Origin of the sequence: Haloarcula amylolytica (genome assembly GCF_049705545.1) — an archaeon.
GTDB classification, from domain to species: domain Archaea; phylum Halobacteriota; class Halobacteria; order Halobacteriales; family Haloarculaceae; genus Haloarcula; species Haloarcula amylolytica_B.
The window spans coordinates 72,654-97,367 of sequence record NZ_JBNAMU010000002.1 but is presented as its reverse complement, the minus strand read 5'-3'; the positions used below and the strand labels follow the sequence as shown (position 1 = coordinate 97,367).

Below are 24,714 nucleotides of genomic sequence, written 5' to 3'. Positions count from 1 at the left end.
GGATGTCAAGCTGTCGCGGTTGCCGTCGGTTCGTCTTCGTCCTGGAGCGTCTCGAGGAACGCTTCAGCGTCGAGCGCGGCCATGCTTCCGGTACCGGCGGACGTGATCGCTTGCCGGTAGCGGGGGTCGGCGACGTCGCCAGCAGCGAACACTCCATCGACAGCCGTCTGGGCTGTGGGCCGACCAGCAGCATCGGTCTGCGTGAAGATATAGCCACTCTCGTCCCGTTCCACGCCAGTGCCATCGAGGAACTGCGTGTTCGGCGTGTGGCCGACAGCGTAGAACACACCCCCGACCTCGACGGTCTCCCGGTCGACGTCGATCCCGGACTCGCCCTTCTCTTTGGGATACCCTTCAGGATGAAAGACGAGCGTGGCACCGGTAACGCCCTCCGTCTGCGAGCCGTGGATGGCTTCGAGTTCCGTGTTCCAGCGGAACTGGATGTCCTCGTGTTCGCGAGCACGATCAGCCATGATCTCGGACGCACGCAGCTCCTCGCGGCGGTGGACGACGGTCACTGAGTCGGCGAACTTCGCGAGGAACAGCGCTTCCTCCATCGCGCTGTCGCCGCCACCGACGACCAGGATGTCGTCGCCGCGGTGGAACGCGCCGTCACAGGTCGCACACGTCGACAGCCCGTGACCCATCAGTTCCTCCTCGTTCTCGGCGCCGACCCAGCGTGCGCTCGCACCGGTCGCGACGATCATCGACCGTGTGTAGATCGTGTCGCCAGTGGACAGCGATAGCTCTAGCGGCTGCTCGTCCAGAACCGCGTCCTCAATGCGACCGTGTTGGAACTGCGCGCCGAACTGCTTGGCCTGCTCCTTCCCGCGCTGGACGAGGTCCATGCCGCCGACACCATCGGGGAAGCCGAGGTAGTTCTCGACATCGGTCGTCAGCGTGAGCTGGCCGCCCGGCTCGTCGCCCTCGAGGACGAAGGGGTCGAGATCGGCCCGAGCAGCGTAGACCGCCGCCGAGAGACCGGCAACACCTGAACCAGCGATGACGAGATCGTGGATGTCCTCAGTCATTTATTCGGTGTAGGTCTCGATGAGCGCGCGGAGTTGGTCTTCCCCCTGGAGACCGACGATTTCCTCGACCTGTTCGCCGTCGGCGAACAGGATCAGCGTGGGAACACCCTGAACGCCGTAGGCAGCAGCGAGCTGCTGGTTGGCATCGACGTCGACTTTCGCCACAGTCGCGCTGGTCTCGGCAGCCAGCGTCTCGACGATTGGTTCGAGCATCTGGCAGGGACCACACCAGTCGGCGTAGAAGTCCGTGAGGACGACGTCGTATTCTGCGACGACGTCATTGAGCTGGGACTGCCCGTCAACGTGGAGCGGTTCGTTCGTGGTCGCGGTACCAGCGTCGGATGCAATATCAGTTGCCATCACCAGTATGTATGCACCAGCGCTAATTAAGGGTTTTGGGTAATATGTACAATACTACCCAAGAACGGCTGTCGATGGAAATATCGGTCAGAACTCTATACTGCGCGAAATTTAGCTCCTCGAGGAGAGTAGCTGAAGCCGACGTTTAGAGAAGAGAGTAAGTCAGCTTTCGGCGGCCGGGGCCGCAGTTTCGGATTGTTCGTACTTGGTTTCGAACTCCTGGATGAGCTGCCCCATCTTCGCGTACCAGTCGTTGAGCAGGCGCTGCATGTCATCGGCTATCTTGGAGGGATCCGTTGGTGAGTAGACGTGGTAGTAGCCACCCTGGTCGTAGTTGATCTGGTTTTTCTCGATGAAACCGGTCTGCAGCAACCGCTGGATGGCACGGTAGGCGGTCGAGCGCTCACGGTCGACTGCGTCGGCGATCTCGTCGACAGTCAGTGGTTCTTCGGCCTCGACGAGCGCCTGGAAGCACTCCCTGTCGAGTTCTTTGAGCCCGTGGAAGCACTCCAGCAGCCCCTCGCATTCCATGTCCCGGCGGAGTTGTTCAGACATCGAATCTGGCATCGGTATCAACGCTATGTAGGTCTCAGGCGATTAAAAGACTTTTGCGCATTTCGCACAATTTCGCGATGAGCCAAAGAGAGAGGAATATCCCGTGAACAGCTACTCGTCACTCTAGAAACCTCAACAGCGTAGACGCCCAAATCAGCCCGAATGGGCAGCGGGTTGGCGCAAAAGCAGATTAGTCTGTAACTGTAGTCCGCTGCCGACGCGTCTCACGAAGCGACGAAATCGACGTGTAGAGGATCGCGAAGGCGACGACGACAGCCGCGCCGATGACGAGCACTAACCCGAGCAGTTCGAGAGTCGGGCTTCCGATATAGGAACCGATCTCGCCGACACCAACCGCGATGGCACCGATCAAGAGCATCCCGCCGAAGTAGATCTTGATGCCGTCAGCGTCGACGACGGCAGTCGCGGCAGAGCCGATACGCGCACCGAGTGCGCTCCCGAACAGCAGCGGAACGACGATACCGAGGTTCACGCCGCCGCCCTGTCCGTAGAGGTAACTTCCCAGACCGCCGGAGAAGACGATCTCGAACAGGTCGGTGCCAACGGCGACGGGCACAGGGACACCGATCGCGTAGATCATCGCCGGCATCCGGATGAAACCGCCACCGACGCCGAGGAAGCCGGACAGAAGACCGGTCGCGAAGGCGACGGCCGTGATGACCCACACGGAGACACGAACGTCGCCGCGGAGCGTCACCATCGGCGGGATCCGAACGGTCTGCTGAATCGTCTTGGCGATTTCGGGGATCTCGTATTCGTCGAGGTCCTTGTCAGTTGCCTCGTGATCGATTCCACCGCCGCCGTCACTGTTCAAAGCGTCACGGGTCACCATCGCTCCGACACCGCCGAGCAGGAGCACGTAGGCGACACTGATGATGCCGCCAGCAAGTCCCAGCGACTCGAGGTAGTAGACGCTGGCACGCCCAGCTTCGATTCCGATCGTCGTCCCGGTGATCATGATGGCGCCGAGCTTGTAGTCGACCTGCCCGAGGTCATGGTGCTTCAGGGTCGCGATGACAGCCGTTCCGAAGACGAATGCCATCCCGCTCCCGACCGCGACGGGTGCCGGGTAGTCCAGCATTAGCAGGGCAGGGGTAACGAGGAACGACCCGCCCATGCCGAAGAACCCGAACAGGACCCCGACGACGAGGCCGAACCCAACGAACAGCGCCAGCATCTCGGGACTGGTCCCCAAGATCCCGAGCCCGTCAAGGAGACTATCGAGCATTTGCTTCACCTCCGACCAAGAGCTTCATGAGATAGGGCCCGAAGAGCCGTTCGAGGCCACCATAGCCCACGTACAGCACGATCGCTTCCAGTAGAATCGTGCCGATAAGCAAGGCTGTCTCCGGGTCCCACGTGGGAATCTCTAGTCCTGCCATCGGTTCACCCTCTGACGTTCGAATGCGGAAATTCGCTGCTTGTACATTTCTGCTCAATACCCCCTACCTGCTTCGTACCTATAACGGTTTTGGGATTACCATACAATACTATATTCCGGTAACCTCGACCAGGGTATCGATAACTTACAGGAAACATATCGACGCTGGCAGCTTCAGAAACCAGTCAGTGTACGTCCGATTACCGACTGTCCCTGCAAAATCAGACAAAACTCTGTTGTCAACGCTCGACAAACGTGTCGATATGAGGGCCCTCTGCGCGACCGACCTGTCGGCTGCAAGTGAGGCTGCAATAGAGAACGAAACCTGTCTCAAGTGCCTAGGCCGTATCGGCATCGATACGATCCATCTCGTGACAGTCGTTCCGGCGAACGTCCACTCCGGAATGCCCGGCGTGAATTTTGAGGAGCGACGCCAACAGGGGCTAGACCAGTATCAGACGGTAATAGAAGCTGCAGGGTTCGATGTCGAGACGCACGTCGTCCGGGGAACCCCCTATCGACGTATCAACGGTATCGCTGAGACCGTCCACGCCGATGTATCGGTTGTCGGCTCACGGGGTCAGAGCCCGCTGGAGAATCGCATCATCGGCTCAACCGCACGCAACCTCGCGCGGACTACTGTCGTTCCGCTATTGGTCAACCGCGTCGAGCGGGCGACCGACGACCCCGACGTTCTCCGGGAGCACCTCTTTCAGCGTATTCTCTTCGCGACGGACTTTTCTGAGAACGCCGACCGAGCATTCGACGCCTTCTCGTACCTCCGTCACGCGACCGAAGAGGCAACTCTCGTTCACGTTCGGTCGCCGAAAGACGAAGGCGTCGACGGCGACATCAGCCCACAGGAGAAGCTGGCTGAGCACGCGAGCACGCTGGAAAACTGGGGTATCGAGACACGGACCGAGGTCCGGCACGGCGATCCCGCCGACGAAATCCTCGCCGTCGAAGCGGAGGTAACGCCGTCGACGATCCTCGTCGGGTCGAAGGGACGAAGCCGTATCCGGCGGCTCCTGTTAGGGAGTGTCTCCGAGGAAGTCGTCGCACAGGCGACGGGGAACGTCTTCCTCGTTCCGCCGCCCCGGGCAGTCTGAGGGAATCGACGATCAGCACCACGGCCGCCACACTGGCGTGAAGCGTCAAAAAGCAGACAGCAAACAGTACAGCGTTCCCTCGTCGCCGCCTACAAGAGGAGGAACGCAACGCCGTACGCGAGCGCGAACGAGAGGACAAACGACCCGACCCACGCTCCCACCGTCAGAAGAATCTTCTGTGCGTCGATCGCTTCCCGGCCGCCGACCGCGGCGCCGCTCCCGATGATGGCGCTGACGACGATCTCGTTGAACGAGACCGGGACGCCCAGCAACACCGCCAGCTGTGCAATCAGGAACGACGGCACGAGCGCCGAGATGGAGCGCCGCGGCCCGAGCGACGAGTAATCCTGTGCGAGCGACTTGATCATCCGCGGTGCGCCCGTCCACGAGCCAACGAGCATCCCCAAACCGCCTCCGACGAGCACGGCGAACGTCGAAACCATCCCTATTTCGTCGAGCAGCGGCAGCAACGGCCCGACGGCGAGCCCGACCTGACTCCCGCCCGCGGAGAACGCCACGAGCGATCCGAGCGCCAGTAGCACCCGACGCAAGCCGCCGCGTTCGTCGCGGCTGATGTCCCACCAGACAACGGCCGCGACGGCCAGCGCCGCGATGCCGGTAATCCCGACCGCCGACGCGAGTCCGTCGACTGCCAGCACCCGCTGTCCGAGACCGCGAACGGTTCCTGCCGCACTCCCCTCACCCAGGAAGCTGAACTGAACGTTCACGAGGACGGCCCCGACGAGCCCGGCAAGGATGGGTATACTGTACCGCTCGGGGACGTCGGGACGCGGGAGGAGGCTCGCGATGCCGAATGCGATACCACCGCCGACGAACGGCGTCAGTACCCAGACGGCGGCGATCTGCTGGTACTTCGACCAGACCGGAATCCCGCCGAGGGCGAGGCCGACGCCGATTACAGCACCGGTCACGGTGAACGCAGTCGCAATCGGATAACCGGTCGTGATGCCGACCGCCATCAGCCCCGCGCCCAACACGAGCACGAGGATGACCCCGGCGACCGGGAGATTGATGCCGCCGACGAGGCCGCTGCCGATGGCTTCCGAGACGTTGCCGCCCTGGGTAACGGCACCGGCGTAGCCGAAGATGCCGACGAGGAACGCGGCCCGCATTGTCCCGATAGCGTTCGCACCGACCGCAGGGGCGTACGGCGTCGCGCCGCTTGACCCGGCACCGATGACCCATGCCATGAACAGGCTGGCGAGCGCTGCACCGGCGAAGAGGGCGATGAGAGCGGGGTCCATGTGTGAGTTAGTCTGCGCCCGTCGCGGCGGTGTCACGCGCCTGGTTGTGGCTCCGCCAGTAGCCCTGAGCGTACGCGCCGACGAACATTCCGGCGAGCGCCCAGAGGATGGTGACGTTGCCGACGCCGAGACTCGCGTACGCCGCGCCCGGGCAGATGCCGGAGAGTCCCCAACCGACGCCGAAGACGGCGCCGCCGACGAGGACGTTCCGGTCGAACGGCTTCAGCCGGCGCTCGTAGGGGTTGCCCGTGAGGGGTGCAGTGTCCCGAATCCGCGGCAACAGGGCGAATGCGATCCCGGAGACGATTGCGGCCCCGAACATCACGAACGGGAGGCCGAGGTCGTCGAACTGGAGGAAGTTCAGCACGACCTCCGGTCGCGCCATATGGCTGAACCCGAGCCCGAACCCGAAGATCAGGCCGCCGACGAAGATCAGCGGCTTGAACAGCGGATGTCTGTCCGCCATTACGGGCTCACCCCCAGCGCGGCCACGATCTGGGCCGTCCCGATCGCCACGGTCAGGAACGTCAGCACGCCGACCAGCGACGTTTTCGACGCCGAGCCGACGCCACAGACGCCGTGGCCTGACGTACAGCCCTTTCCGATCCGGGTCCCGATGCCGACCAAGATGCCACCGAGGAACAACCGCCACGGCTGGACATCGGTCATCCAGAGCGTCACACCGGCGACCTCGTACAGCTGGCCGGTCGTTCCAGGTTCGTACAGCGGGCTCGTGACCAGACCGGACTGGAACGTCGCCGCGAACGCCAGTCCACCCAGGATGATGCCGGCCGTGAACACGACGCGCCAGTCGCGCGAGCCGACGTACTGCTGGAACCGCGACTGGTCGGAGACGTACGACAGCGTCGACTCCAGAAACGTGCTCGCGCCGGCTGGGATCCCCGTTCCGAGGTAGATGACGACAGTCCCGAGCCCCACGAGCAGTCCGCCGACGGCGTACCTGCTGATCCCGTTCGGGAACAGCTCGGCAACCGTCTGGAGCAGTACTGGGTCAGTGACCATTGGCGTGGTTAGTCACCCGCGAGCGAGTCCTGGCTAGCTGCGCAGTTGTTTGGCCCGAGTTCCAGCGTGAACGCTTCTTCGTCGTCGACGGCGTTCTGCCCGAGGTTCGTCGCGATGATCTCCTCGTGGTTGGCCGGCCGCGGCGGCATGTCCGACAGGATCAGCTCGACGAAATCGTCCTCGTCCATCGTGAGCGCGTCCATCTCCTCGACGAGCTCGCCGATAGGCGCAGTGTATGTGCCGTCCTCGGCAGGTTCAGCTGCGTCGCTGAAGTGCGCGCCACCGACCAGCGTGTCCTCGGGAAGGGTCAGCACGCGCTCCTGAAGGGACTCGTAGAGCATACGTGCGGCATCCGGCGCACCCTCGTCGCCCTCTTCGAGGTCGGGGCGGGCGACGCTCTCGATAAACAGCCCGTCGCCGGTCGCGAGCAGGCTACCGTCGACGAGATAGGAGGTCATTCCGGTTGTGTGGCCGGGCGTAGAGACGGTTTCGATAGTTGCGTCGCCGACAGCGAACGTGTCGCCGTCTTCGGCCGTGGTCAACTCGTCCGCGTAGGTGACGCCCCGGTCGACGGCCGCCTCGGGAATCACGCCCTCGACGCCCTCGTCGTCGAGAGCGCGCACGCCCGAGATGTGGTCGGCGTGGATGTGCGTATCCAGCGCGTACTGCAGGTCGACGCCGAGGTCCGCGGCGTCATCGAGATAGCGGTCGGTAAACGCCCGCAACGGGTCGATGAGAGCGGCTTCGCCGTCGTCGTAGAGCAGATAGCCGAGACAGCCCGAAGAGGGCCGCTGGTACTGCAACAGCGTGCCGGCGCCGTCATAGCGCTCGACCTCGACGGCCTCGTAGATGCTCGCCCAGCCGTTCATGCCGTCCTCGAGGTGATTGACGTCGTAGCCGCGCTCCGCGAGCGTGCCCGCGACGTACTCGCTGGCACCGCCTTTCGCACACAGGACAGTCACTTCGCGGTCATCGGGGATCCGCTCGAGGACGCCTTCGTCGATGTCGTCCTCGAGGAACTCGAAGTACGGGATGTTGATCGACATGACGTTGTCGCCGTCGATGCGCCACTCGTCGTAGTCCGATTGCATACGCGCGTCGAGGAGCGTGACGTCCTCGCCGGCGTCGATACGGTCTTTCAGCGATTCCGGATCGACGGAGTCCACGTCGACGTCCGGAGTCGGAAAGTCATCGGCGTTCATGTTGTGCAGTCGCTTCTACCGGATGGACGTACAAAAGCATTTGCATAGTAATCCCCAAAGCAAACAATACTGTCGGGGAAATTGATTGGGCCAAACCGGCATTAAACCCACTAGCCACCCGTATTAGTGGTTTTGAGTGCATATGAGCTATGGAAAGTAGTTTGGAGTGTGTACAAGAATCGACAATCTTTTAGTTGGGCAGAGGGTATTGTGCGGTAGCTCCAATACAACTCAACGGAGCAGATAACCAATGAACGCTGAATTTGACATCGCGGAGACGCTCGACGTGAAAGGCGCATCGTGTCCCATGCCAGTGGTGAAGACGAAAGGCGCGATCGACGACCTCGCCGAGGGAGACGTCCTCGAAGTGCTGGCGACGGACTCCGGAAGCATGAGTGACATCGACGGGTGGGCTGGCGGCACCGAGGGCGTCGAGCTCGTCGAGCAGGAGGAGGGCGACGACGTGTACAAACACTACGTCCGCAAGACAGAGTAACGATGAGCACGGACACTCCCGACGCCCCATCCGACGACGCGCCCTCGCGTGCGGAGCTGGCCGCCCGCGTCGACGAACTGGAAGACGCACTCTCCGAGGCCACGAGCGAGGACGACACGAAGAAGATGAGCATCATCGCGACGAAGGGGACGTTGGACATGGCGTACCCGCCGCTCATCCTCGCCAGCACCGCCGCTGCGTTCGGGTACGAGGTGACCGTCTTCCACACGTTCTGGGGGCTGGATATTCTCCACGAGGAGCGCTCGAAAAACCTCAAACTGAGCTCCGTCGGCAACCCGAACATGCCCGTACCGAACGCCATCGCGGCGCTCCCGGGCATGGATCGCATGACGACGAAGATGATGGAAAAGAAAATCGCGGACAACGACACCGCCACCATCGAGGAGCTGCTGGAGACGAGCCTCGACATGGGCGTGGAGTTCCAGGCCTGCCAGATGACCATCGACCTGATGGACTACGACGAGGCTGACTTCTACGACGGGGTCACCACCGGCGTCGGCGCGGCGACCGCGCTGCAGGACATGGCCGACGCCGACATCCAGCTCCTGGTTTGAACGGTCAATCGCGTCCAAAGTAGTTGTGGCGGGCAGCTATTCTGTTTCTCTTTCAGCGCGCTCACGGCCGACTGCGCCGGCAAGCGCCAGCAAGTAACCGAGCCCGTATTGGACGTCCGGGTCGCGCAGCCCGCGAAGCAGACCAACGGGACCGACCGGCTCGGCCGGTTCGCGCTCCGCTTCACCGAGGCCCGCCAGTAGCGTCTCCATACCGTCGCGGGTGTCGTCGTCCGCAGCCGTCTGTGCGACTTCGCCGAGCGCGGCACCGGTGCCTGCGAGCGAGGTGACCATCTCGTCGTCGAGCGCAGCGGTTGCCAGCGATCCGACTTCAGCGAGCTCGGCTAGTTCGTCGAGCGTGCCGCTTCGCTGGAGCACGAGCAGGGTTTCGAGCGCGTCCTGCAACTCGTCGCCGTTCTCACCGACGGTCTCGGCCAGGGCGACGGTCTCGTCGGTCGCAAGCCCGTCTGCAGACTCGGCAAGGGTCGAGCCGGTGGCCGAGAGCTCACGCACCATCTCATCGGAGAGCGCACTCTCGCCGAGCGAGAGCACGTCCAGCAGCTCGTTGACGGCGTCGAGGTGTTCGACGAACTCCGCGACGGCCTCGGGGTTCTGCTGGATTGCCGCTTCGAGGTCGGTCTGCTCGGAGACCTGTTCCCCGGACATGGTCAGAGCAACCCCCGTGCGGTGAGCCAGTAGGACTCGTTGTACGCCAGCTTCGACCAGTGGAGTTTCTCAGAGGGCGGCGCTGGCGACGGCTGGTTCTCGTAGTCGAACTCGACGAACGACGCCGCGTCCATCCCCGTCTCGATGAAACACAGCGTCTTCCCGTCGTAGGTCGCTGTCGCCGGACGACCGCGGATTTGACTGGCGAGGCGCTGGCCGACGACACCGGCCTGATAGTGGGCGACGCTGCCCGCGTTCGGGACGCCGGTATCGGCGGTGTCGCCGAGCGCGTAGACGTTATCGGCGGCCTCGGCTTCGAGCGTGTGCTTGTCGACGTCGACCCAGCCATTGTCGCCGAGCCCCGCCTCTTCGATGAGGTCGATACCGCCGTGGGGCGGAATCGTCACGAGGAGGTCGTAGTCGAGGTCGGTCCCCTCCATCGAGGTGAGCGTCTCCGAATCCGGGTCGACTTCCTCGGCGTTGAAGAACGTCTCGACCTCGATGCCGCGTTCGTCCATAATCGGTCGGGCCCATTCGGCGATGTGAGGGTTGCCGTGGACGCGCTGGATGGGGTACGTGTAGGTGATGTCGACGTCCTCGCGGAGCCCGCGCTCGCGGAACCAGTCGTCGGCCATGAAGACGAATTCGAGTGGTGCCGCCGGGCACATATGCGGTGAGCCGATGACGCTCAACACGAGGTGCCCCTCGGTGAACTCCAGCAGTTCGTCACGGAGGGCGGTCGAGCCCGATTCGCTGTAGTAGTCGTGCCCGCCTTCCGCGAGGCCGGGGATCTGTTCGGGCTCTAGCGTGGACCCGGTCGCCAACACGAGGTAATCGTAGCTGACTGACGGAGCGGTGCCGTTGAACCGCAGTCGCTGGGCTTCGGTGTCGATTGCGGTCACGCGGTCGATTCGAAGGTCGACGGCGTCGTCGACGAGCTCGTCGAGCGGTCGCCGACCGTCTGCCGGTTCGCGTTGTCCGAACGGCACGTACAGCCAGACCGGCTTGTACACGTGGTCGGGCCCGTCGTTGATCAGCGTGATTCGGACGTCGCCGGCGTCGAGTTCGGCGTCCAGTCGGTCGGCGAGGTCGTTCGCGAGGACGGTCCCACCGGTCCCGCCACCGACGATGACGACGTGCTCGGTCATGATTTCTCCACGTAGAACGCGTTGTGGTCGTCGAGTTCCTCGACAGCGAGCAGTTCGTTGCCGGCCTCTTCGGCCCACTCCGGAACGTCCGTGAGCGACTGTTCAGCGTCGCTCAGGAGCCGAACCACGTCACCGGATTCGACATCCCGGATCGTTCCGATGAGGTCCATCAGCGGACCAGGACAGGCTGCGCCTCGAGCGTCAACGGTTTCGTCGGGTTCGATGTCAGTCATGGGAATCTCACAGAAGATAGTTGGGACTCACCCGTATTAGTATTGCACGATGATTCCAAGATCGTGAAAACAGGTGAATTCGGCGCAGTGGTGCGAGAGTATCGCGCGTACAGCGAGTACAGAACCGCTGGGAGCCCGACGCGATATCTACCGGGTGAACACGAGCGCGTAGTGGTACGGCGGCAGTTCGACCTGCCGATCAAGCGTGAGTTCCGACGCCGAGAGCACCGCATCCTCGGTTGCCGCTGGCGTCATCCGAAGCGTCGTCGGTGGCCCCCGCGGTTCGTCGGCTACAGTCGTGGTCTCGCGGGGGCGGTCGTGCCAGTTCACGACGAGTAGGCTCCCGCCTGGCTCAATCGCGCGAAAGGCCTGCCGAATAAAGCCGGACTGATCGTCGACACCGTGCAACGTGTTTGCCACCACGAGCGTGTCGACGCGGGCAGGGAGCGCCGATGGTAGGTTCCGGGCATCGCCGTGGATCGGAACGACGTTCTCGATCCCCTGTTGGTCGGCGCGGTGTTCGAGTTCGTCGAGGAGATCCGCATCCAGATCGAGCGCGTACACCGGCCTGGGTTCGGCGATTCGGGCGGACGGGAGCGCAAAGTACCCGCTGCCACAGCCGACCTCGGCGACCGACTCGCCGGATTCAACACCAAGTGTCCGGAGCGTCGCGCCGGGCGTTGGCCAGAGTTTGCTCCACCAGTCCCAGTCGGGCTGGCCGGTGTTCCGGAACCGGTCCATTCCTATCGGGAACCCGACGTGTCGATACCCAGTAGCCGGTACAAGAGACAAACCCGGACGAGGCCGGTTACAAGGAGGACGACACCCAGCAGTGTCGCGACGGCACCGATTGTGGTCCCGAGACCCAGCAGACCACCGAGCGTCGCCAGTCCAACGACTGCCAGCCCGAGGCCAACAGCTATTCGAGTCAGTCTATCCGATGGCCCAATATTGTTCTCCATATCCATAAGTACGCAATACAGACACCTAAGTCTTACTCGATGGACGGTGACCACCGGAGCGGTCGCGCCAGGAAAACCACGCCTCGGCGGACTGTTACGGTGCTGTCTGTGACGCCCACACTGCCGGCAGTCTCGTGTAGACGGCTGCATTGTCGACGAGCACATCGACCGGGACGTACTCGTCGGGGGCGTGGACGGTATCGGTCCCGAACGCAAACTCGACGGTCGGGATGCCCGCGTTCCGGAGCGTCTTGGCATCGCCGCCGCCCGTGGCACTCCGTCGGAAGACGCGTTCACCTGTGACGTCCGCTGCCGTCGACGTGACAGCTTCGACGAGCGGGCTGTCGGCCCCCTCAGCGGTCCCGACGCTCCAGGCGACGTCGGTGATCGTAATCCCCTCGCAGTCGGCGACACAGGACCGGATCTCCGAGAGCACGTCGGGCGTCTCAACCCCGGCGGTCAGTCGGATGTCGATTTCGGCGCGGGCGGACTGCGGGACGCTGTTTATCGCATCGCCGCCTTCGAGAACGCCGAGGTTGATAGAGGGGTACCGGAACAGATCACGAGCGACATCCTCGCCCAGTGACGGGGCGTAGTATGCGACCGACTCGTCGATAATCGGCTCCACGTCGGGATCTATCTCGAGTCGCCTGGAGCCAAAGCGGTCCCGCAGCGTCTCGACAGCATCGTAGAGTCGGTCGACCGCGTTGATGCCCAGCATCGGCCGGGAACCGTGGGCCCCCTCACCGCTCGCTTCGAGTGTCAACCAGATGCTGCCCCGGTCAGCAACGGTGACGGAGTGACGGCCCGACTCGCAGGTCGGCTCGCCGATTACGCACGCGTCGGCGTCGAGCTGTTCCGCCTCAAGCAGCGCAGTCAGGCCGGCGTCCCCGCCCACTTCCTCGTCACTCACGAAGGCAAACAGGAGCGTGACAGGCGGCTCAGCGTCGGCGGCGGCGAAAGCCTGGATAGCGAGCAGCATCGACGCCACGGCACCTTTCATATCGGTCGCGCCGCGACCGTACACGCGGTCGTCGACGCGCTCGCCGAGCGGATCGTGAGTCCACGCGTCGGCCTCGAAGGGAACCGTATCAAGGTGTCCGTTGTACAGCAGCGTTCGGTCCGACTCACCGCGAATCCCAACGAGAAGGTTCGGCTTCGCCGGGTCGACTGCGAACCGCTCGACATCGACCGGAAGCGGGTCGAGGACTCCCTCGATTTCGGTCACAATCTCACGCGTATCCCCGGGCGGGTTCGACGTGTCGATCGCCAGGAGATCGAGGGCGAGTGTGATCAGTTCCTCACGGTAATCTCGAACGAAGGCGGGGGGAGTAGCGTTGCTCATGCGTGGTCACTGCCGTCGACGATGTTTGCTGCCGTCAAGACCATTTTCGGGTGATCGACGATCAACGACATATCGGCCATATCTCGTAATTGGATCAGTACACGCAAAAGCATTTCGCGGAGAATACAATACTGTGGGCTATTGATCGACAGGACGCGAGCGCTAAACGTCGTACACGAACGTCCGGAAGGTGCCAAATGAACCGCTACGAGTTCCTTAGCTTGTGAGAGGGGGTTGGTTCCCGTTTCGCCCAGGATAAGCTTGCTACCCGCCCGAATCAAGCATACTCTTCGATTACGGAACGCAGTTGCGCTTCGTCCTGCATCCCGACGAGTCGCTCGACCGGCTCCCCGTCAGCGAACAGGAGCAGCGTCGGAACCCCCCGGACGCCGTACTCCGCGGCGAGTTGCTGGTTCGCGTCGACATCGACTTTTGCCACTGTCGCAGCGGTTTCAGCGGCGGTCGTTTCGACGACGGGTTCGAGCATCTGGCATGGCCCACACCAGTCTGCGTAGAAATCGACCAGAAGGACATCGTGCTCGGCGGCTGTGTCGGTCAGCTCTGGCTTGCCATCGACCGAAATCGGCTCGGAAGCACGCGCTGGTTCTGATCCATCGTTACTTCCCGCTTCGCCTGTGTTACGGAGCTCATTCAGTTTTTTGCGTCTGATCTCCTCTAGTTCGTCGTCAGTCATCGCTCTCTTGTTCAAGCCGGACGGACTTAATTATTTTGTACATATAATACAATACTGTCTCGCGCGGAAAGTTGTTTATGAGTGGACCGTTGACAGCCGAGAATTCTCGTTTTCAGCGTTACTGCCACGCCGCCCGAAACGTGTAACGAGGCAGCCCAAAGTCGCATATTAGCCCCTGTGAAGATATTTCCTGGCGTGAATGGCTTCGGCAGGTGTCCGTGTTCGATGCACGTGACAGTGCCCGCTGTCGACATCGTTGACTGGCCACTGAAGAACCACTCTGACCACGAGAGCCTACGCAATCGGTCGAGTGTCGGTTGCTGCTACGGCCGTAGTACCAGTGAACAGCGAGCCTTCCGGCTGGATAGGTGACCAGAGGCCCCTCTGACCACACGACAGTGTATCCGAAGAGCCTTTGTTCTGTAGGCACAATACAATACACGAATGGTACTCCCCATCGACCCAAGTCAGATCGACCCTGATGACATCGGCGAACAACAGACGACGCTCGAAATGAGTCACGAAGACGCAATAGAACACGTCCGAGACGTGTTCACTGACGCCGGATTCGGTGTCCCCGTCGAGTTCTCGCCCTCCGAAATGCTCAACGAGAAGGTCGACGCGGGTCGTGACCCCTACTACGTGCTGGGGGCCTGCAACCCCGAAGTCGCTGACCGCGCTCTCGATGCGACAGACAACAAAATCGGGGCGCTCATGGCCTGTAACGTCGTCATCTGGGAAGAAGAACCCGGCCGACAGCGCGTCTATCACGTCTCGATTATGCGTATCGCCCGCCTCGTCGGGATGGCACCCGACAACGAGGAGATGGGGGACATCGTCGCCGACACCGGCGAAATCGTCGACGAGGCGTTCCGGAACCTCTAACATGGGGTATCACACGTTTGACGCCGGCCGAGCCGACAAGCTCGAAGACGCACAGCAACGGTACCGCTCCCTCTCCGCGGAAGAGCTCCGCTGGGCGCTATCACCCGACAGTGACGAGACGGTCGCGGACCTCGGGAGCGGGACCGGGTTCTACACCGACGACATCGCACCGGACGTTGATCACGTGTACGCCGTCGATATCCAGGACGCGATGCACGACTACTACCGAGAGAAAGGCGTCCCTGACAACGTCGACCTCGTGACGAGCGGGGTCGACGACCTCCCGTTCGATACCAGCAGTCTCGACGGGGTGTTCTCGACGATGACCTACCACGAGTTCGCTAGCGACGGGGCGCTGAACGAGGTCGCACGAGTGCTCAAGTCAGGCGGGACGTTCGCCATCGCCGATTGGGCGGCTTCCGGCAGTGGTAGCAACGGCCCGCCCGTCGACGAACGGTTTTCCGCTGGCGAGGCCACGGACGCGCTCCGCCAGCACGGTTTCACGATCGAGTTCGAGGCGGTGCGACCGGAGACGTTCCTGCTCGTTGCGAGTGCCGGGTGAGAGCGTCGCTGCCCACACTAGTTTTCCACGGCTGTCCGCGACCATCGTTAACAGCATCGCCTTCAGTCTTGTTCTCGGGCAATCTAGCCATATATACGGACGTATTTCCCTATTATATCTACATATAGAGCGACTATATACTTATATTTGATTAGTATATAAATACATAGTGTTTCAGTATATTTAATCCCCATGTAATATTTTCAATAGGGCCACATACACTCAGAAATGGGCTTTTTTGCACCCTTTCTGTTCTCGGAGCGCGTCACGGGAGTTCTGTCAGGCCTGCTCCGGGTGACCCTTCGTGTACCGCTGGACCGCGATGTCGGTCACCGCTGTACCTCCCTGATGACGACCTCCTGAATGCCGTCGCGGAGTGTCGTCCGTTCGAGCTGTCGGAGTTCCTCGGCGCTCGCATCGACTGTCGCAACGTGGTTCCCCGCGAGTTCGCCGGCCTGACTCTTGAAACAGGTCGGTCCGCAGGGGAGCAGTATTTCCGCGTCGTTTCGATAGCCCGGATAGAGCAAGAGGTCGCCACGCGACGGGTACGTCGTGTGGTTCTCTCGGGGAAGTTCCGGAAGGTCGACCTCGTCGATGTTGATCCACGTTGCGATGCCGCTCCAGCGGACGTGCATCAACTCCGAGCGCAGCGGCAGCATTTCCCTGAGGGCTGCGACGGTTTCGGGGGCTCGCTGTTCGTGTAGCTCAGCTGTAAGCGTCGTCTCGTCGGTCTGAATCTCTATCATTCGTACGTGTGGTGTTGCTCAGTGTTCGATGCAAGCAGTGCGAGACACTCCGCGAGGACCCGCGTCGCCACGGCACAGTCCGACCAGTCTGCCCATTCCTTGGGTGAGTGAGAATAGCCGCCCGTAGACGGCGCGAACAACAACGCTGCGTCGGTCACATTGGCGACCTGCATCGTGTCGTGGCCCGCGCCGGAGTGGAGCGTGAGCGTCTCGACTCCGTGCCGGGAGGCCGCTGTCTCCACGGTGTCCCGAACGCGCTCTGAGAGTCGTGTCGGCGGGATTTCGTACGGGATGTCGAGCGACGTTTCGACGCCGTGCTCGTGTTCCAGATCGTCCAGGGACGTCTCGACAGCTCGGACCTGACGGTCGATCTCCAATTGGTCGACGGACCGGAGGTCGAGACGCATCGATACGTTCCCCGGAACGACGTTGACGACGTTCGGTTCGGGGTTGAGGCGGCCGACCGTACCGACCGCCGTTCCCGTCCCCGTGGTGGCGATTTCGGTCGCCGTCTCCTCGACATTGAGGACGAACTCGCTCGCCGCAACCAACGCGTCCCGACGCGCGTGCATCCCCGTCGTCCCGGAGTGGGCGGCCCGCCCGTCTATACTGACGTGTCCCCGCGTCGTACCAGTGATGTCGGTAACGATACCCAGGGGAACGCCCGCCTCTTCGAGGTGCCCACCCTGTTCGATGTGGAGCTCGAGCCAGGCGTGCCACTCGCTCGCGTCGAGACGGCCGGTTCCGCGGAAACCGGCTTCCTCCAGCGCTGTGCCCAGAGAGACGCGGCCGTCGGAGAGGTCTAGAGCGTCCTCGACCGACAACTCCCCGGCGGCGACCGAGGAGCCGAGGACGCCGTCGGCAAACCGCGTCCCCTCTTCGCCGGTGAACGAGACGACCTCCAGCGGCCGCTCGACGGCGACGCCGCTGTCTCGAACGGCTCGGACCGCTTCGAGCGCGGCGTAGACTCCGAGGAGTCCGTCGAAGATGCCGCCTCTGGGGACAGAGTCAAGGTGGCTTCCCGCCACGACCGGTGCGGCATTCGGGTCACCCGCAGACGGGGTCCACCGGCCGGCGATGTTCCCGACAGCGTCGACCCGAACGTCGAGCCCGACCGATTCCATCCGTTCGACGAGGTACTCTCTCGCCCGCACGTTGGCATCGTCCGCCGGAAGTGCGGTCCGGCCGAGCCCGGTTTCGGCGTCGACGCTGCCGAAGTCGCCGGTCCGTTCGATATCCGTCCGGAGCGAATCGGCGTCGATGTCAATGGTGGCGTCCACTATACCATCCCTCCCTGCGGATCCCATGTCGGAACGTCGCGGGCGAGGAACTCCCCGCACGGGTCCCCGATGACACCGTCGTCGTCGGCGACGCGGTGCCCCCTGAGGTAGGTTTCGAGGACTTTCCCGGTGACTTCCCGGCCCTCGTATATCGAGTAATCGGCGATAGAAGCGTTCTCCGCCGCCGAGATCTCGTATGACGCTGTCGGGTCGAACACGACGAAGTCGGCGTCGGCCCCCACAGCCAGCCGGCCCTTCTGTGGGAGACCGAACGTCTCGGCGGGGTTTCTGGACAGGACCCGGACGAGGAAGGAGTAGGGGAGTCCGCGCCGGTTGACCGCCTCGTCGTGAAACACCGGGAGCGCCGTCTGGAGGCTGTTGACGCCGAACGGACAGTCCCACCAGTTCTCGACGGCCTTCTCCGCCCGCGTCGACGCGACGTGGTCCGTGGACACGACATCGAGCGCGCCGCTCCGAAGCGATTCGAACATCGCTTCGACGTCGTCCTCGCCCCGAAGTGGAGGCGACTGGAGCGCGAGCGTTCCCTGCTTTTCGTACGCATCCGCGGTGAGCGTCGTGAAGTGTGGACACGTTTCCCCGCGAACGCGCGTTCCGTCCTCGCGTGCCGCCGCGAGTTCCTCCACGGCGGCCTGTGAGGTGGTGTGGATGCCGTAGTACTTGCAGTCGGTCTCGGTCGCCAGCGACACGGCGTCCGACAGCGCCATCGCTTCCGCGTAGTCCGGACGCGCGCCAGGGTAGTCCGTCGGGTGGCCGCGCCCGGCGCGACGCCGCTGTTCGGTCAACGCCTGACACACCGAATCGTCTTCGGTATGCAGGACCGCAACCGCGTCGAGGTCCGCAAGGCGTTCGAAGGCGAGCCGGAGGAACCCGTTGGAGACACCAACATCATACACGGTGAAGAACTTGAACGACGGGACGCCTGCCTCCACGACCGCTTCGAACTCGTCGAAGACAGAGCGGTCCTCGGCGGTCACCGTCGCGTGGAGCCCGTAGTCGACGTACGCTTCTGACGCACTATCCCGCTGGCGGTCGATAGCGTCCAGAAGCGATCCGCTCTCGGCCCACACCGAGCCGGTCGCGTCGCGTTCACGCTCGCCGGTCCACGTTTGCCACGCGAAGTTGATGACGGTGGTGACGCCACCACGGGCCGCCGCCGCCGTCCCGGTCTCATAGGTGTCGATAGAATTGAATCCGTTTATGTGGACGTGTGGGTCGACGACTCCCGGCAGGACCATGTTCCCCGACACATCCAGCGTGTGGTCCGCGTCGGGAAGGTGACGCTCGTCACCGACGGCGACGATAGTCCCGTCCTCGACGGCGAATCCCGTGTCGAGGGTTCCCTGCGCCGTGGCGAGGGTTCCTCCGACGACACGGAGGTCAGCTGCCATCGGAACCACCCGCGATAGGTGCCTGCTCACGGAGTCGGTCGAATCCGTCTGCTCCGTCTTCGTATGCGATACACCGTACGTCTCGGTCGTGTACGTCGTACTGTTCTGGATGTCTCATTGCACAGTCTTCGGTCGCGTGTGGACAGCGCGGGTGGAGCCGACAGCCCGACGGTAGGTTTCGCGCACCCGGAACTTCGCCGTCCAGCCCCTCGCTGTCCGGTTTGAGCGCCTCCTCTTGCCGGGACGTGACGGGGATAGACGACAGTAGCGACCGCGTGTAGGGATGCCGGGGGTTCTCGAAGAGCCGGTCGGTCGGCCCCTGCTCCTGTATCTCACCGAGGTACATGACGGCCGTTTCGTCCGCGAAGTTCCGCACGAGCGAAAGGTCGTGCGTGATAAAGAGGTACGTGAGGTCGAATTCCGCCTGGATGTCCTCCAGCAACGAGATTATTTTCGCCTGCACGCTCACGTCAAGCGCGCTGGTCGGTTCATCCAGCAATAGCAGGGACGGTTCGACAGCCAGTGCGCGAGCGATGTTCACGCGCTGTTTCTGGCCGCCGCTCAGTTCGTGTGGGTACTTGTACAGGTATTCGTCGTTGAGCCCGACCCGCTCCAGCATCTGCCTGACTCGTTCCTCGCGTTCCGAGCGAGGAACCCCGGTCGCTTTCAGCGGGACCAGGAGTGACTTCCGGATGGTCCGGCGCGGGTTCAGACAGGACGTCGGGTCCTGGAAGACCAGTTGTATCTCCGAGCGCATCTCGGCCAGTTGCTGTCGAATCGGGTTGGTGATATCCTGGCCGTTGAACCGGATGAGCCCCGCGGTCGTCTCGTGGATGTCGATGATGGTCTTTGCGACTGTGGACTTCCCGCTCCCGGATTCCCCAATCAGGGCGAGCGTCTCGCCTTCGTCGATGCTGAAAGAGACACCGTCGACCGCTTTCGCCGGCGGGTCAGACGAGAACAGCCCTTCGGCCGGGAAGTGTTTTTTTAAGTCTTGGACTTCGAGTACGGGGCCACTCATCGGTGTCCCTCCGCCGGCGTCCGCTCCGGCTCCGAGAGCCGCCGTTTCGTCTCTTCGAGCGTCGGCACCGGGCCCGCGTCCCCTTCAGCGTGACGTACACAGGCGGACCGGGCCGCATCGCCAAACGACACTGCCGGCGGTTCGCTGGACCGACAGCTGTCGTCGGCGTACGGACAGCGCGGGTGGAACCGACACCCGAGCGGCGGGTCCGTGTACTCCGGGACTGACCCGCCGATGCCACCAGCCATCGACTCGCCGGACAGGCGAGGGATAGACGCGATCAACCCCTGCGTGTACGGATGGCGTGGCGTATCGAATATCGCTGCCGTCGGTGCGGTTTCCGCGATGCGACCGCCGTACATAATGTAGACCCGGTCGCTCAACTGTCGAGCGACCCCGAGGTTGTGCGTAATCATCAGGATACTCATGTCCCGTTCTTCGATGAGATCTTCGAGCAACGAGAGGATTTCGTCGTGGACAGTCACGTCAAGCGCGGACCCCGGCTCATCAGCGATGAGCAAATCAGGTTCGTTCAGGAGCGCCTGCGCGATGATCGCTCGCTGTCGCATTCCGCCGGAGAGCTCCGATGGATAGCTGTCCATTACGGACTCCGGGTCGGGCATCCGGACCTCTTTGAGGAGTTCTAGCACGCGCTCGCGGGCGGCTGATCGGTCTCCCGACGAGAGTCGACGTCGGAGGTACCCGACGATGCCAGTATCTCCATGCCCGCCGAACTGTGCAGTGTCGGTGAGTTGCTCGCCGATAGTGAACACGGGGTTCAGGCTCGACAGCGGGTTCTGGAATATCACGCTAATTCGGTCCCCGTTCAGTGCCCGGCGTTCGTCGTCCGGGAGGTCACGGAGATCCTGTCCGTCGAACTCGACAGTTCCGGAAACGCGTGCTGGCGGCTCGTCGAGCAGGCCAGTGATAGCCTTAGTCGTCACGGATTTGCCACACCCGGTCTCGCCGGCGATGGTAACGACCTCGCCGTGTTCGACCGTCAGGTCGACGCCGTCGACGACGGCCGCGTAGCCGTCGAAGCCCTCGAAGCCGACAGAGAGGTCCTGAACTGAGAGCAGTGGAGCATCGTCGCTCATTGCTCTACCTCCACGTCGAAGAGGTCACGCAGGCCATCCCCGAGCATGTTGAACCCCATCACGAGGACGAAGATAGCGAACCCCGGGAAAATGCTGATCCACCACTCGGCAGGCAGATACTGGGTGCCGTTCGCGACCATCGTTCCGAGCCCCGGTCTGGGGGGCTGGACGCCGAGGCCGATGAACGACAGCGACGCACCAGTCAGGACTACGATTCCAGCGTCGAGCGTCGCTTTGACCAACAGCGGCGAGAGGCAGTTCGGCAGCAGCTCCCGGAAGAGGATGTGCGTCGTGCTCGCACCCGCAAGTTCCGCCGCCTGCACGTACTCCTCGTCCGACAGACTCCCGGCCAGTCCGCGGGCCAGCCGTGCGTACCACGTCCACCAGAGCGACGCGATAGCAAACATCGCGATCTCGAGGGTTGGTTCGAAGGCTGACGCGATAGCAAGTGCCAATACGAGCGGCGGGAGCGCGAGGAACGTGTCCGTAATCCGCATGATGATCGTATCGACCCAGCCGCCGGCGTAGCCGGCAACCAGCCCCAGCATCACGCCAACTGGGACGCCGAGCCCAAGCACTACAGCGACCAGCAGTAGTGCGATGCGGTAGCCGAAGATGACGCGGGTGAGGATGTCCCGCCCCGCGCTATCGGTCCCGAAGGGATGGTTGAGAGACGGCGGCTGATAGGCGTTCGCGAAGTCCGTGAACGACCCTACTTGCTCCGGGTACGGGGCGATATAGGGCGCGAACACGGCCAGGAGTGCGATAGCGACAACTATCATAAGTCCGACGACGCTCATCGGTTGGTTTGCGAACCGGCGGTACGAGCGATACCATAGCTCGCGGCGTGCCGGCGAGACGATACCGTCGAGTCTGGACGTATCGAACGAGAGGGTTTCGATGCTCATGCGCTTTCACCTGCCAGACCGATCCGCGGGTCGATGTAGCTCGTCAGCAGGTCGATGACGAAGTTCACCACCACGAACACGACGCCGACAAGCATCGTGACGCCGACGACGGCGTTTACGTCGGAGGTCAGGACGGACTGGACGCCGTACTTTGCGAGGCCGGGCCAGGAGTAGACGATCTCGATTATGAACGCGCCGCTGAGCAGCCACGCGTACTGGAGGCCGAGGATGGTCAGCGTCGGGACGAACGCGTTCTTCAGCGTGTACTTGTCGGTGACCAGCCACGTCGGCAGGCCGTAGCCGCGCATCGCCTCGATGTAGTCCTGGCCCTCGATGTCTATCATGCTCGAACGCGTGATACGGATGACCTGCCCCATCCCGCTAAACGACAGCGCGAGCGCCGGCAACAGGATATGCGTCCAAGCGTCGACGTGTGCCGCAATCGACCCCGACAGGAGCGTATCGACGAGCATGAATCCCGTCGTTCGGACCACTTCACCGCTGTGCGCCGAGGAGAGCCGTCCCGTGATAGGAAACCAGTTGAGGAAGTAGCCGAACACGAGCTGGAAGACGATGCCGATGAAGAAGCTCGGGACGCTCACCGTCGAGAAGGCGAAGAGCCGAGTCGCGTTGTCGAGTACCCCGCCGTGGTGTTTCGCGGCGACGATGCCGAGTGGAATGCCGAACACCACCATGAACGTGAACGCGAGCGTGATGAGTTCGAGCGTCGCGGGGAACTTCGTCAGCAGGTCGTACGCGACGGCGTTTTTCGTCTGTAGGCTCCGTCCCAGGTCACCGACGAAGAGCCGACGCATGTATTCGACGTACTGGACCGGGAGCGGCTGGTCGAGCCCCATCTCGGCGGCGAGCTCCGCCACTTGCTCCTCGCTGGCCATCGCTCCGAGCGCCATCCGCGCCGGGTTCCCCGGCAGAACCCGGGAGATGACGAAGATGAGGACCGACAGCCCGAGCAGGCTGACGGCCATCCCCGAGAGCCGACGCAGTAGCTGTCCTATGCGCGCCATTACACTCGGTGGAGGTCACGGAACGTGTACTCGAAGCCCTGCGCTGGCCGAAGCGTGAGCCCCTCGACGTCGTTCTGGAAGCCGATAGTCTTCACCGTGTGATACAGGTGCATGTCACAGTACAGGTCCGCGAGCTTGCTCTGCAGTTGCTTGTATATCTCCACGCGGGCCTGTCGGTCGGGGGTCTGTCGCGCCTCGTCGATGAGGCCATCTACCTCCGCGTTGTCGAGGTGTTCCATGCTCATCCACGTGTTTGCTGCCTCGGAGTGGAACTGGTTGTAGAACATCGAGTCCGGCGACGGGTACGTCGGGACGTAGAACACTTGACTCGTGTGTGGCGTGTCCTCGACCGTGGTCGCCATCTCAGTGATGGTCCCCCAGGTCTGGGGGTTCAATTCGACGTTGATTCCGATGTCCGCCATGTTGTCCTTGAACAACAGGCCGATGCGCTCCTGGAAGGAGTACGAGGAGGTGAACGTGTTCGTGATGGTGAGTTCCCCCTCGGAGTAACCGGCGTCAGCGAGTATCTGTCGCGCTCGCTCGGGATCGTATGACGGCTGGGGCACGTCGCTGTTGTGTGCGCCCCACGTCGGCGGGAGCGGCCCCTGTGCCTTCTTCATGTCCGGGCGTATCTCGTTGACGACCTGTTCGTAGTCGAAGCCCCAGGCCATCGCTTCACGAACGGCGGGATCGTCCGTCGGCGGCTTCTGGGTGTTGATTTTGTTGTACAGCAGCCCGAACGTCGGTATCTTCTCGACCCGCGCGTCCTCCATCTGGTCGATGGCACTGTAGGTCTGGGAGTTCTGGTACTGCCCGGTCATGTCCAGCTCCCCGTTTTTCATCAGCGTCTGGACGGTCGAGTTCTCGGTGATAATGCGCACCTCGACGGTGTCGAACGCGCCGTCGGGGAACTCCTTGAAGTAGTCGTCGTACTTGGCGAACGTAATCGAATTGCCCCGGGAGAAGTCAGCCAGCTGGTAGGCACCTGAGCCGGCGTCGTTGTTGTTGATGTACCCCTGTCCGTAGTCGCCGCGTTCACCGTACTCACCGTCTTCGAGATTGTCCATGATGGCGTCCCTGTCCACGACGAATACGAGGACCATGATGGGGAGAAACGGCGCGTACGAGCGGTTGAGCTCGAATGACACCGTCTGCTCGTCCTCGACCACGATGTTCTCCTTGTCGAGGACGCCGCTCAGCAGCGACGCGTACCCCTGGTTGAGGTCGAGGAACCGCTCGGTCGTGAACTTCACGTCCTCGGCGGTTACCGAGTTCCCACTGTGGAAGGTCACGTCGTCACGCAGGGTGAACGTGTACGTCTTGCTGTCCGAGGACACCGACCAGTCCGACGCGAGATGCGGCTGAATCTCCCCCTCGCTGTCGGGGAACACGAGCGGGTCGTAGAGGTTCACCAGCGCCATCGCCTGCACGTAGTCGGTCCCCTTCGCGGGGTCTATCGTCCCGAGGCGTTGGGAGATGTTCGCCGTGAGCGTCGAGCCGCCGGTGCTGTCCGTCTGTGACCCGCTCTCCCCGGTTGACGTGCCACCGGAACTCGACCCTGACCCCCCCGAACAGCCGGCCAGGCCGGCAGCACCAGCCGAGCCGAGCGCGGCGAGGAACTGCCGGCGGGACCCCGCCGACGTGAAGTCGGACGCGGTTATTTTGCCACGAATCGGGTCGCTCCCACCGTTGCCGTCAGTCATTTGTGCGCTCCTTGG

29 protein-coding genes are annotated in these 24,714 nt (G+C 62.8%); 5 read left to right on the top strand and 24 right to left on the bottom strand.

The annotated features are described in order from the left end of the window. Positions 1-5 precede the first annotated feature (5 nt). The 5 genes from ACOZ4H_RS17065 to ACOZ4H_RS17045 form a co-directional block, all read right to left on the bottom strand. The gene (locus ACOZ4H_RS17065; RefSeq protein ID WP_424330478.1) at positions 6-1,031 is read right to left on the bottom strand and encodes an NAD(P)/FAD-dependent oxidoreductase; all 1,026 of its coding nucleotides are present in this window, start codon (positions 1,029-1,031) and stop codon (positions 6-8) included. Next, positions 1,032-1,391 carry a thioredoxin gene (trxA, locus tag ACOZ4H_RS17060; RefSeq protein ID WP_424330477.1) on the bottom strand — a complete coding sequence of 120 codons (360 nt, stop codon included), beginning with the start codon at positions 1,389-1,391 and terminating at the stop codon, positions 1,032-1,034. A 162-nt stretch (positions 1,392-1,553) separates the two neighbouring features. After that, positions 1,554-1,958 (bottom strand): helix-turn-helix domain-containing protein, encoded by a 405-nt coding sequence (locus ACOZ4H_RS17055; RefSeq protein WP_424330476.1) that lies wholly within the window; start codon positions 1,956-1,958, stop codon positions 1,554-1,556. A gap of 178 nt (positions 1,959-2,136) precedes the next feature. After that, positions 2,137-3,195, bottom strand: a complete 1,059-nt coding sequence (locus tag ACOZ4H_RS17050) for a sulfite exporter TauE/SafE family protein (protein ID WP_424330475.1) — start codon at positions 3,193-3,195, stop codon at positions 2,137-2,139. Continuing rightward, entirely contained in the window at positions 3,185-3,349 is a 165-nt protein-coding gene (locus tag ACOZ4H_RS17045; RefSeq protein ID WP_164471069.1) for a DUF7512 family protein, read from the bottom strand. Before ACOZ4H_RS17045 ends, ACOZ4H_RS17050 begins: the two co-directional genes overlap by 11 nt. Positions 3,350-3,611: 262 nt before the next feature. Between ACOZ4H_RS17045 and ACOZ4H_RS17040 the strand changes: the two genes are divergently transcribed. Then, entirely contained in the window at positions 3,612-4,457 is an 846-nt protein-coding gene (locus tag ACOZ4H_RS17040; protein WP_424330474.1) for a universal stress protein, read from the top strand. Positions 4,458-4,546: 89 nt separating this feature from the next. On the opposite strand, the gene ACOZ4H_RS17035 is transcribed toward ACOZ4H_RS17040, so the two are convergent. Genes ACOZ4H_RS17035 through ACOZ4H_RS17020 form a run of 4 tightly spaced genes read right to left on the bottom strand, consistent with a single transcriptional unit; the run spans position 4,547 to position 7,947 of the window. Next, positions 4,547-5,722 carry an anion permease gene (locus tag ACOZ4H_RS17035; RefSeq protein WP_424330473.1) on the bottom strand — a complete coding sequence of 392 codons (1,176 nt, stop codon included), beginning with the start codon at positions 5,720-5,722 and terminating at the stop codon, positions 4,547-4,549. Positions 5,723-5,729: 7 nt separating this feature from the next. Further along, complete coding sequence (locus tag ACOZ4H_RS17030; RefSeq protein ID WP_424330472.1) at positions 5,730-6,188, bottom strand: YeeE/YedE family protein; 459 nt, start codon at positions 6,186-6,188, stop codon at positions 5,730-5,732. Further along, positions 6,188-6,745: a YeeE/YedE family protein gene (locus ACOZ4H_RS17025; RefSeq protein WP_424330471.1), complete on the bottom strand. Its 558-nt coding sequence runs from the start codon at positions 6,743-6,745 to the stop codon at positions 6,188-6,190. The genes ACOZ4H_RS17030 and ACOZ4H_RS17025 overlap by 1 nt, the downstream gene beginning before the upstream one ends. Positions 6,746-6,753: 8 nt before the next feature. Continuing rightward, the gene (locus ACOZ4H_RS17020) at positions 6,754-7,947 is read right to left on the bottom strand and encodes an MBL fold metallo-hydrolase (protein WP_424330470.1); all 1,194 of its coding nucleotides are present in this window, start codon (positions 7,945-7,947) and stop codon (positions 6,754-6,756) included. A 250-nt stretch (positions 7,948-8,197) separates the two neighbouring features. On the opposite strand from ACOZ4H_RS17020, the gene ACOZ4H_RS17015 reads away from it, so the two are divergent. Beyond that, a complete protein-coding gene (locus tag ACOZ4H_RS17015; RefSeq protein WP_424330469.1) occupies positions 8,198-8,443 on the top strand; it encodes a sulfurtransferase TusA family protein in 246 nt (81 codons plus the stop codon). Between the two features lie 2 nt (positions 8,444-8,445). Continuing rightward, positions 8,446-9,018: a DsrE/DsrF/DrsH-like family protein gene (locus ACOZ4H_RS17010; protein ID WP_424330468.1), complete on the top strand. Its 573-nt coding sequence runs from the start codon at positions 8,446-8,448 to the stop codon at positions 9,016-9,018. Between the two features lie 36 nt (positions 9,019-9,054). Here ACOZ4H_RS17010 and ACOZ4H_RS17005 read toward each other — a convergent pair whose 3' ends face one another. From ACOZ4H_RS17005 to trxA (ACOZ4H_RS16975), 7 genes are all read right to left on the bottom strand, one after another. Next, positions 9,055-9,681 (bottom strand): DUF1641 domain-containing protein, encoded by a 627-nt coding sequence (locus ACOZ4H_RS17005; protein WP_424330467.1) that lies wholly within the window; start codon positions 9,679-9,681, stop codon positions 9,055-9,057. Between the two features lie 2 nt (positions 9,682-9,683). Further along, positions 9,684-10,829 (bottom strand): NAD(P)/FAD-dependent oxidoreductase, encoded by a 1,146-nt coding sequence (locus ACOZ4H_RS17000; protein WP_424330466.1) that lies wholly within the window; start codon positions 10,827-10,829, stop codon positions 9,684-9,686. Next, on the bottom strand, positions 10,826-11,062 hold the full coding sequence (locus tag ACOZ4H_RS16995) for a sulfurtransferase TusA family protein (RefSeq protein ID WP_424330465.1): 237 nt from the start codon (positions 11,060-11,062) through the stop codon (positions 10,826-10,828). The genes ACOZ4H_RS17000 and ACOZ4H_RS16995 overlap by 4 nt, the downstream gene beginning before the upstream one ends. 147 nt (positions 11,063-11,209) lie before the next feature. Then, on the bottom strand, positions 11,210-11,803 hold the full coding sequence (locus ACOZ4H_RS16990; protein ID WP_424330464.1) for a class I SAM-dependent methyltransferase: 594 nt from the start codon (positions 11,801-11,803) through the stop codon (positions 11,210-11,212). A gap of 2 nt (positions 11,804-11,805) precedes the next feature. Continuing rightward, on the bottom strand, positions 11,806-12,030 hold the full coding sequence (locus ACOZ4H_RS16985; RefSeq protein WP_424330463.1) for a YgaP family membrane protein: 225 nt from the start codon (positions 12,028-12,030) through the stop codon (positions 11,806-11,808). Positions 12,031-12,118: 88 nt separating this feature from the next. Beyond that, complete coding sequence (locus tag ACOZ4H_RS16980; RefSeq protein WP_424330462.1) at positions 12,119-13,369, bottom strand: M20 family metallopeptidase; 1,251 nt, start codon at positions 13,367-13,369, stop codon at positions 12,119-12,121. A 277-nt stretch (positions 13,370-13,646) separates the two neighbouring features. Next, positions 13,647-14,063, bottom strand: a complete 417-nt coding sequence (trxA, locus tag ACOZ4H_RS16975; protein ID WP_424330461.1) for a thioredoxin — start codon at positions 14,061-14,063, stop codon at positions 13,647-13,649. A gap of 444 nt (positions 14,064-14,507) precedes the next feature. Here trxA (ACOZ4H_RS16975) and ACOZ4H_RS16970 point away from each other — a divergent pair, with 444 nt between their 5' ends. Next, positions 14,508-14,948 (top strand): DUF302 domain-containing protein, encoded by a 441-nt coding sequence (locus tag ACOZ4H_RS16970; protein ID WP_424330460.1) that lies wholly within the window; start codon positions 14,508-14,510, stop codon positions 14,946-14,948. 1 nt (position 14,949) lies between these two features. Then, positions 14,950-15,510: a class I SAM-dependent methyltransferase gene (locus ACOZ4H_RS16965; protein WP_424330459.1), complete on the top strand. Its 561-nt coding sequence runs from the start codon at positions 14,950-14,952 to the stop codon at positions 15,508-15,510. A gap of 329 nt (positions 15,511-15,839) precedes the next feature. Here ACOZ4H_RS16965 and ACOZ4H_RS16960 read toward each other — a convergent pair whose 3' ends face one another. The 8 genes from ACOZ4H_RS16960 to ACOZ4H_RS16925 are packed head-to-tail and all read right to left on the bottom strand — an operon-like array spanning position 15,840 to position 24,699. After that, on the bottom strand, positions 15,840-16,256 hold the full coding sequence (locus tag ACOZ4H_RS16960) for a DUF3830 family protein (RefSeq protein ID WP_424330458.1): 417 nt from the start codon (positions 16,254-16,256) through the stop codon (positions 15,840-15,842). Continuing rightward, the gene (locus tag ACOZ4H_RS16955) at positions 16,253-17,563 is read right to left on the bottom strand and encodes a hydantoinase/carbamoylase family amidase (protein ID WP_424330457.1); all 1,311 of its coding nucleotides are present in this window, start codon (positions 17,561-17,563) and stop codon (positions 16,253-16,255) included. The genes ACOZ4H_RS16960 and ACOZ4H_RS16955 overlap by 4 nt, the downstream gene beginning before the upstream one ends. Next, entirely contained in the window at positions 17,536-18,945 is a 1,410-nt protein-coding gene (locus tag ACOZ4H_RS16950) for a dihydroorotase (RefSeq protein ID WP_424330456.1), read from the bottom strand. Before ACOZ4H_RS16950 ends, ACOZ4H_RS16955 begins: the two co-directional genes overlap by 28 nt. Further along, entirely contained in the window at positions 18,935-19,966 is a 1,032-nt protein-coding gene (locus ACOZ4H_RS16945; protein WP_424330455.1) for an ABC transporter ATP-binding protein, read from the bottom strand. The genes ACOZ4H_RS16950 and ACOZ4H_RS16945 overlap by 11 nt, the downstream gene beginning before the upstream one ends. Beyond that, positions 19,963-21,063 carry an ABC transporter ATP-binding protein gene (locus ACOZ4H_RS16940; protein ID WP_424330454.1) on the bottom strand — a complete coding sequence of 367 codons (1,101 nt, stop codon included), beginning with the start codon at positions 21,061-21,063 and terminating at the stop codon, positions 19,963-19,965. The genes ACOZ4H_RS16945 and ACOZ4H_RS16940 overlap by 4 nt, the downstream gene beginning before the upstream one ends. Beyond that, complete coding sequence (locus tag ACOZ4H_RS16935; protein ID WP_424330453.1) at positions 21,060-21,971, bottom strand: ABC transporter permease; 912 nt, start codon at positions 21,969-21,971, stop codon at positions 21,060-21,062. The genes ACOZ4H_RS16940 and ACOZ4H_RS16935 overlap by 4 nt, the downstream gene beginning before the upstream one ends. Next, positions 21,968-22,996: an ABC transporter permease gene (locus tag ACOZ4H_RS16930; protein ID WP_424330452.1), complete on the bottom strand. Its 1,029-nt coding sequence runs from the start codon at positions 22,994-22,996 to the stop codon at positions 21,968-21,970. The genes ACOZ4H_RS16935 and ACOZ4H_RS16930 overlap by 4 nt, the downstream gene beginning before the upstream one ends. Continuing rightward, on the bottom strand, positions 22,996-24,699 hold the full coding sequence (locus tag ACOZ4H_RS16925) for an ABC transporter substrate-binding protein (RefSeq protein ID WP_424330451.1): 1,704 nt from the start codon (positions 24,697-24,699) through the stop codon (positions 22,996-22,998). The genes ACOZ4H_RS16930 and ACOZ4H_RS16925 overlap by 1 nt, the downstream gene beginning before the upstream one ends. Positions 24,700-24,714 lie beyond the last annotated feature (15 nt).

Excerpts from the sequence above, each read along its gene's own strand:
- ACOZ4H_RS17065 (WP_424330478.1), bottom strand. The coding sequence starts at position 1,031 with ATGACTGAGGACATCCACGATCTCGTCATCGCTGGTTCAGGTGTTGCC.
- trxA (WP_424330477.1), bottom strand. The coding sequence starts at position 1,391 with ATGGCAACTGATATTGCATCCGACGCTGGTACCGCGACCACGAACGAA.
- ACOZ4H_RS17055 (WP_424330476.1), bottom strand. The coding sequence starts at position 1,958 with ATGCCAGATTCGATGTCTGAACAACTCCGCCGGGACATGGAATGCGAG.
- ACOZ4H_RS17050 (WP_424330475.1), bottom strand. The coding sequence starts at position 3,195 with ATGCTCGATAGTCTCCTTGACGGGCTCGGGATCTTGGGGACCAGTCCC.
- ACOZ4H_RS17045 (WP_164471069.1), bottom strand. The coding sequence starts at position 3,349 with ATGGCAGGACTAGAGATTCCCACGTGGGACCCGGAGACAGCCTTGCTT.
- ACOZ4H_RS17040 (WP_424330474.1), top strand. The coding sequence starts at position 3,612 with ATGAGGGCCCTCTGCGCGACCGACCTGTCGGCTGCAAGTGAGGCTGCA.
- ACOZ4H_RS17035 (WP_424330473.1), bottom strand. The coding sequence starts at position 5,722 with ATGGACCCCGCTCTCATCGCCCTCTTCGCCGGTGCAGCGCTCGCCAGC.
- ACOZ4H_RS17030 (WP_424330472.1), bottom strand. The coding sequence starts at position 6,188 with ATGGCGGACAGACATCCGCTGTTCAAGCCGCTGATCTTCGTCGGCGGC.
- ACOZ4H_RS17025 (WP_424330471.1), bottom strand. The coding sequence starts at position 6,745 with ATGGTCACTGACCCAGTACTGCTCCAGACGGTTGCCGAGCTGTTCCCG.
- ACOZ4H_RS17020 (WP_424330470.1), bottom strand. The coding sequence starts at position 7,947 with ATGAACGCCGATGACTTTCCGACTCCGGACGTCGACGTGGACTCCGTC.
- ACOZ4H_RS17015 (WP_424330469.1), top strand. The coding sequence starts at position 8,198 with ATGAACGCTGAATTTGACATCGCGGAGACGCTCGACGTGAAAGGCGCA.
- ACOZ4H_RS17010 (WP_424330468.1), top strand. The coding sequence starts at position 8,446 with ATGAGCACGGACACTCCCGACGCCCCATCCGACGACGCGCCCTCGCGT.
- ACOZ4H_RS17005 (WP_424330467.1), bottom strand. The coding sequence starts at position 9,681 with ATGTCCGGGGAACAGGTCTCCGAGCAGACCGACCTCGAAGCGGCAATC.
- ACOZ4H_RS17000 (WP_424330466.1), bottom strand. The coding sequence starts at position 10,829 with ATGACCGAGCACGTCGTCATCGTCGGTGGCGGGACCGGTGGGACCGTC.
- ACOZ4H_RS16995 (WP_424330465.1), bottom strand. The coding sequence starts at position 11,062 with ATGACTGACATCGAACCCGACGAAACCGTTGACGCTCGAGGCGCAGCC.
- ACOZ4H_RS16990 (WP_424330464.1), bottom strand. The coding sequence starts at position 11,803 with ATGGACCGGTTCCGGAACACCGGCCAGCCCGACTGGGACTGGTGGAGC.
- ACOZ4H_RS16985 (WP_424330463.1), bottom strand. The coding sequence starts at position 12,030 with ATGGATATGGAGAACAATATTGGGCCATCGGATAGACTGACTCGAATA.
- ACOZ4H_RS16980 (WP_424330462.1), bottom strand. The coding sequence starts at position 13,369 with ATGAGCAACGCTACTCCCCCCGCCTTCGTTCGAGATTACCGTGAGGAA.
- trxA (WP_424330461.1), bottom strand. The coding sequence starts at position 14,063 with ATGACTGACGACGAACTAGAGGAGATCAGACGCAAAAAACTGAATGAG.
- ACOZ4H_RS16970 (WP_424330460.1), top strand. The coding sequence starts at position 14,508 with ATGGTACTCCCCATCGACCCAAGTCAGATCGACCCTGATGACATCGGC.
- ACOZ4H_RS16965 (WP_424330459.1), top strand. The coding sequence starts at position 14,950 with ATGGGGTATCACACGTTTGACGCCGGCCGAGCCGACAAGCTCGAAGAC.
- ACOZ4H_RS16960 (WP_424330458.1), bottom strand. The coding sequence starts at position 16,256 with ATGATAGAGATTCAGACCGACGAGACGACGCTTACAGCTGAGCTACAC.
- ACOZ4H_RS16955 (WP_424330457.1), bottom strand. The coding sequence starts at position 17,563 with ATGGGATCCGCAGGGAGGGATGGTATAGTGGACGCCACCATTGACATC.
- ACOZ4H_RS16950 (WP_424330456.1), bottom strand. The coding sequence starts at position 18,945 with ATGGCAGCTGACCTCCGTGTCGTCGGAGGAACCCTCGCCACGGCGCAG.
- ACOZ4H_RS16945 (WP_424330455.1), bottom strand. The coding sequence starts at position 19,966 with ATGAGTGGCCCCGTACTCGAAGTCCAAGACTTAAAAAAACACTTCCCG.
- ACOZ4H_RS16940 (WP_424330454.1), bottom strand. The coding sequence starts at position 21,063 with ATGAGCGACGATGCTCCACTGCTCTCAGTTCAGGACCTCTCTGTCGGC.
- ACOZ4H_RS16935 (WP_424330453.1), bottom strand. The coding sequence starts at position 21,971 with ATGAGCATCGAAACCCTCTCGTTCGATACGTCCAGACTCGACGGTATC.
- ACOZ4H_RS16930 (WP_424330452.1), bottom strand. The coding sequence starts at position 22,996 with ATGGCGCGCATAGGACAGCTACTGCGTCGGCTCTCGGGGATGGCCGTC.
- ACOZ4H_RS16925 (WP_424330451.1), bottom strand. The coding sequence starts at position 24,699 with ATGACTGACGGCAACGGTGGGAGCGACCCGATTCGTGGCAAAATAACC.